We start from the raw sequence: 5,453 nt of genomic DNA on the forward strand, positions 1-5,453 counted from the left end.
CAATCCCTAAGCCACATCAATGCTTTACGCTACGCTCGCCACCACAGATCCACTGCCCTTGTGAATAAGACGGGCTAAGTCCATCGCGTGAGTGCCCCTTGAGGTGGCGGTTCAGCTAGCCGGGGAACGGATCGTGCATATCGGCCTCCTCTCGCAGAACTGTACCATCGCGCCCGCTTGACTCGCAGGCCATCGGTTCGCTGCCCTATTGGACATGTCGTTGCCCTTACAGAGCGAGCAGGGCACGAATCGGCATTGATCCTTGGCTACTGAGACTAGCACATTATAGACACCCGACGTTCAAGGTTGCTGAGCTCATGGCCTCTTTGCCGGAGCCGATCACAGGGACGTGCCACTGGTCACGGGTGCTCGCCTCGGAGCATGAACTCTTGTGACCACCGAACGGTCTGCACGCCTTCGACCGATGCGAGCGCCGGCTCTATCCCTACGCGGGCATGGCCGACGATTTCGTTGAATTTAGGGAAAATTTTCACGTCTCGAAGTCCTTCAGCTTCGAGACCGTCAGCGATGCGATAAACGTGAGACTTACAAGACGGGTCGACGGATATAGTAAATACGATCATGGCACATGAATCCTGTCATTTCGGGGTTTGAAGTTGTGCTCCTTTTCTGCTGTGGCTCTTTGGGAAGACTGCAAGTAAGAAATAATAATCCTCCTGCCTTCAGGCAAAGGATGTAAGAAAAGGTTATCGGCCTTGCCCGGCCTAGATCGCGCGGTGAGGTCTACTTGATCGAACCGGGAACATTTCTGTCCGAGCAGTTTCTTACCCTTTGCTGCAAATCGGTACTCGAGGCGGCGGACCGCGCCGGTCTTGCGGTGACAGTCGGCGCGTTGCGGCGTTCTACCGGGCGGTGGTGCGCGAGACCCCGGCGGATCTGGTCAATGAGACGCGGCTGCGCACGTTGAAGTACCGGCACATCGGCTCGGCTCATGGTCTGTCATCGAACTTGGCCTAGCAGGCGATCGCGCAAGTATCTGCGAACCGGAGGGCTGCGCGAACGACGCGCGGCCCGGTCGCGAGCTATCACAACGCCTCGGTGCAGTTTAACATCTTCCCCGCCCTGAAGGACGGGGGTTTTCGGAAACCGTAAGGTCCCGTCCAGTCGACGCTTCGACGGGCTGCTGATGCACGCCCTCCACGTCCAGCAACGGTATGTTCCACCGCCGTTCGATGTTAATCGCCGCGTTGATGTCGGCGTGGTCCTCGTGGCCGCAACCGATGCAGACGAAGCGCGCTTGGCTCTCGCGGCTCGTCGCGTCGACCACACCGCAGGCCGCGCAGGTCTGCGACGTGAACCGTGCGGGCACAGTCACCACCTGACCGTCGCGCTGCTCCATCTTGTAAGCGAGGATCGTCGCGAGCCGGTGCCAGCCCGGCCTTTTGCCGCACGTTGCGCCTCGGCTCCTCCACCGTGCCCGCGCACTGGCCGTCATGGCGCGCGTATTCAGGTCCTCCAAGACCGCCACGCCGTACCGGCGCGCGATGTAAAGCGCGGCGCGGTGGTGGACGTCGCGTCGGATGCGGGCTTGCCGGGCTTGGAGCCGGGCGACGCGGGCCTGAGCCCTGCGGCGTCGGTTCGGCCCGCGCTTGTGTCGGGCGAGGATGCGCTGTGCCTTCCGCTTGCGGGCTTCAATCCGCTCCAGGCTGGCGGGCGCCGTCAGCAGCTCGCCCGTGGACAGGGCGAGCGTCGTGGCGACCCCGCGGTCGATGCCGACCACCTCGTGAAACGGGGCGGGTGCTGTGTGCGCGATCTCGCAGGTGAAGGCGACGTGCCCACCGAGCGGATCGAGCGAGACGGTGACGTTCTTCACGACCCCGCAGATCGACCGGCTGTCGCGGTACTTCGCCCAGCCGATCTTCGGCAGGCGCACGGCCGACCAGTTCGCGTTGAGCCGCTTCACCGCGACCTCGCGACCAGGGAAGCGGAAGCTGTCGTCCACGCCGCGCCTGCGGGGACCTGGGAAGCCCGCACGGCCTGCAAAGAAGTTCTGGAACGCCCTATCGAGATCACGAAGCGCCTGCTGCTGGCACGACACGGAAACGGCGCGAACCCAGTCGATCGTTTGAATGGTGTAACAAAATTACGTCATTCGATCTTCTGACGGATTGATCCGGTTGACGTAGCTTTCAACAAGCCCGCAAAAATGCGCCAAAAAACAATTGAGGATGGGGCCGCGAAGGCTTCATGGGGAAGGAGCACTCATGCGCTGGGCTGAACGGCGACTGTGGTCACATCTGACCGAGATGCCAACAATCGTCGCCAGCAGCGTGCTGGCGGGCTGGCGGGGCTTCGCGTTTCAGGAAATCGAAGTCCCTCCGGAGGGGCGGTTCGACAGTCAGCAGGCGCTGATCACCCTTTCGAAGACATGCGGGCCGATGAAGGTCCGCAGAGGATCGGCGAGGGCAGCTTTCCTCGATCACCCGACAGACCCCGTGCTGAGTTTGCCCGGACACGAGGCGGCGGGGGCTTGGCGAGGTGTTCAGCGCGGGTTGCATCTCATGATCGAGCCGGAAGCGATCGAGCGATTCACGGGCCGTGTCTATCGCGAAGGCGCCTTCTGTCGCCTGGAAGGCCGACAGCCGGCCATCGAAAATCTCTTACGCGCCTTGCACATCGACATGGGAACGGGGCACCCCAGCGGAGCGATTCTAGGCGAGTCCATAGTCTCCGCCCTTATCCACCATCTTCTCGCGGGAGACGACGTCGGCTCGGCCGCCGGGCTGCATCAGCCTTCTGCGCCGACTGACGTGCAGCGCCTGCGCGAGTGGATCGAGGCTAACCTGGCCGAGTCGATCAGTCTGAACGCGATGGCAAACGAGGTCGGCGTCAGCATCCGACACCTGTGTCGGACGTTCCAGGCGGCAACAGGTCACTCTCCGTACAAGTACATCCTCGTGCGACGGGTGGAGAGAGCGAAGCAGCTGATCGGCGCCGGGCAGCTCAGCCTGCAAGAAATCGCGGCGGAGGTAGGTTTCGCACACCAGGCGCACATGACTGACACGTTCCGGAAGATCGTCGGCGCGTCTCCGTTACATTTCCGCAACAGAACTTAGCCTGTTGGCGCGATACCAGGCCCGCCCGGCCATATCTCGATAGGGTGTCCAGATCTCGGAAGACGGATTTAAAGTGCGAATGTTAGCTCCCCTGGCAATAAACTGCCAACGAGGGGAGAGGGTCATGACCGCGCGTTTCAAGTTTGCTTTGGCGCTGACGACGGCGCTCGTCGGCGCCACAGGCGCACAGGCACAGCAAGGCTATTATTCTCGTTCCTTCAGTTTCGGTGACAGCCTGAGCGACACCGGGCGAGTCCTGCGCGAGACGGGCTACAATGCGCCGAGGGCCCTGGCTCCGGGACTGGGCGGACCCGGCATCTACTCTCCCACCGCGGGCATATGGTCCAACGAACCCAATTTCCTTCAGGTGCTCCCCGGGCTCGTCGGCGTGCCCTACAATCCTGCCAACAATTTCGCGGTCGGCGGCGCGATCTCAGGCAACCAACCCGCCAACGCGGGAACATCGCCGTTCTTCCCCTACGGTTTCCCTAACCAAGTCGACCAATTCATCGCAAGGGGCGGCAGCTTCACCTCGCATGACGTCATCAACGTCTGGTTCGGTTACAATGATATCTCGGGAATACCCGCGAACGGCACGCCCGCCCAGATCGCCAGTGGGATCAATACGATCTACAACAACGTATCTGGAAACATTAACCGGCTGGTCGCGCTCGGCGGTCAGAACTTCGTTGTCTTCAACACCCAGACCTTCCGTAGCCTGTTCCCGGCTAGCGTCGCCGGTGCAAACAGTCCGATCGCGGCTCAGTTCAATCAAGGGTTCGTGAATGCCTTGCAGCCTCTGTCCGACAGGGGGCTCAATATCCACTTCTTCGATCTTGCGACATTGTCGGACCGCTTCCGCTCGAACCCGACCGCCTATGGGTTCGCGGCGAATGCCGGCACCGTTTCCTGCGCGCAGGATCCCGCCTGCAGCGCGAGTGGGTCCACGACCGGCCTGGAAAATCAGTACATCTCTCCCGAGAACATCCACTTCACAGGCAAGGCCAACACGATCATCGCGGCGTACTTGGCCAACCAGATCAACGCTCCTCTGACGATCGCCCCCCAAGGCGAGCTTGGGCAGGCAGCCGGCCTAGCGTTCTCCTCGACCCTGATCGATTTCCTCAGCGCCGAGCGCCGCCGCAACATGGCCATGTCGGTGCCCGCCACCTTCACGGCAGACCTGCCAGGACGCGCGGCTCCGCCAGTGACCATCCCGGTCCAGGTCGGCAGCCCGCTCTCCGCGTTTGCCCTCGGCACCTATGTCAACGTGGACCGCACGGCTCAGAACCGCGCGGGCGGCGGCAGCACGGGCAACACCTACAACGCTGACTTCGGCGGCGTCACCGCTGGCCTACTCTACCAAGCCACGCCCAACCTCGTGCTCGGCGCCGCCTTCAATTATCTCAACACCAGCGTGGATTTGCGCGGCCTGACCAACGGCCGCATCGACATGGATAGCTTTCAAGGCTCCGGCTTCGCCTCGCTCTCATTCTCCAACTTCTTCGCCGACGTGGTCGGCACCTACGGCCGCAACAACTACAGCCTCGACCGGCCCGGCGTGATGAACGACCGCCTGACCGCTTCCCCCTCCGGCGACGCGTTCACGGTCGCGGCCCGCACCGGCTACCTGTTCGACTTCGGCACGTTTAAAGCCGGCCCGGTGGGTGAGGTTGCCTATGCAAACGTCAGCGTCGATGCCTACCGCGAGCGGGGCGATACGCTGCTGACTATTGGCACGCGGCGTCAGAGCCTCGAAGGCCTAACGGCGGGTGGCGGCATCCAGATCCGCACCACGGTCCCGATGTTCGCGGGGTTGGTCAGCCCCTTCCTGAACGTGACCGCCCAGCACGACTTCCTCGACGGCGTGCGTACCGTGACCTCGTTCCAGACTTACGCGCCCACCCTGTTGATCCGCACCCAGGCCGGGCGACGCGCGGATGACGTCTACGGTCGCGTCGCCGGAGGCCTGGACCTCGACTTCGGCAACGGCCTAAGCGGCGTGCTGACCGGTTCGACCAGCTTCGCCCGTTCTGGAGGTGACGATCACACCGTCAGCGTGGGCCTGCGCTACCGCTTCTGAGTCTGTCACTCTGATTTCGCGCCCTCCCGATCTCAGACCCACAAGGGCGCCAACTGGCCCGGTCTCACGGCCGGGCCTCTTTCGATCAGACCCGAACCCTTGATAGAGGTCGACATGACAGGCCAAACATTCGCGGCCCGCGGTCCCACGCTCCAACCCCCAACTAACGCGGGCAGCTTCTACGCCGCAATCGGTCAAGACCCGACATTCCAGCAACTCGTCGGCGAGCGCACGCGGTTCGCCTGGATCCTGACCGGCCTGATGCTGGTGGTCTATTTCGGCTTCATCGGCCT

General features: G+C 62.6%; 5 protein-coding genes. 3 read left to right on the forward strand and 2 right to left on the reverse strand.

Annotated features, from left to right (window positions below):
• Positions 1-359: 359 nt before the first annotated feature.
• Positions 360-584 carry a hypothetical protein gene (locus LGR69_RS31570; RefSeq protein ID WP_230368566.1) on the reverse strand — a complete coding sequence of 75 codons (225 nt, stop codon included), beginning with the start codon at positions 582-584 and terminating at the stop codon, positions 360-362.
• A 482-nt stretch (positions 585-1,066) separates the two neighbouring features.
• Positions 1,067-2,092 carry an RNA-guided endonuclease InsQ/TnpB family protein gene (locus LGR69_RS31575; protein WP_328505096.1) on the reverse strand — a complete coding sequence of 342 codons (1,026 nt, stop codon included), beginning with the start codon at positions 2,090-2,092 and terminating at the stop codon, positions 1,067-1,069.
• 133 nt (positions 2,093-2,225) lie between these two features.
• Between LGR69_RS31575 and LGR69_RS31580 the strand changes: the two genes are divergently transcribed.
• The 3 genes from LGR69_RS31580 to LGR69_RS31590 all read left to right on the forward strand — a co-directional run.
• Positions 2,226-3,077 carry a helix-turn-helix domain-containing protein gene (locus LGR69_RS31580; RefSeq protein ID WP_230368568.1) on the forward strand — a complete coding sequence of 284 codons (852 nt, stop codon included), beginning with the start codon at positions 2,226-2,228 and terminating at the stop codon, positions 3,075-3,077.
• Positions 3,078-3,201: 124 nt separating this feature from the next.
• A complete protein-coding gene (locus tag LGR69_RS31585; RefSeq protein WP_230368569.1) occupies positions 3,202-5,160 on the forward strand; it encodes an autotransporter domain-containing protein in 1,959 nt (652 codons plus the stop codon).
• Positions 5,161-5,274: 114 nt separating this feature from the next.
• Positions 5,275-5,453, forward strand: a 179-nt coding sequence (locus tag LGR69_RS31590; protein WP_230368570.1) for a DUF485 domain-containing protein, incomplete at its 3' end; no start/stop codon positions are given.

Source organism: Methylobacterium brachiatum (assembly GCF_020523825.1).
Taxonomy (GTDB): domain Bacteria; phylum Pseudomonadota; class Alphaproteobacteria; order Rhizobiales; family Beijerinckiaceae; genus Methylobacterium; species Methylobacterium brachiatum.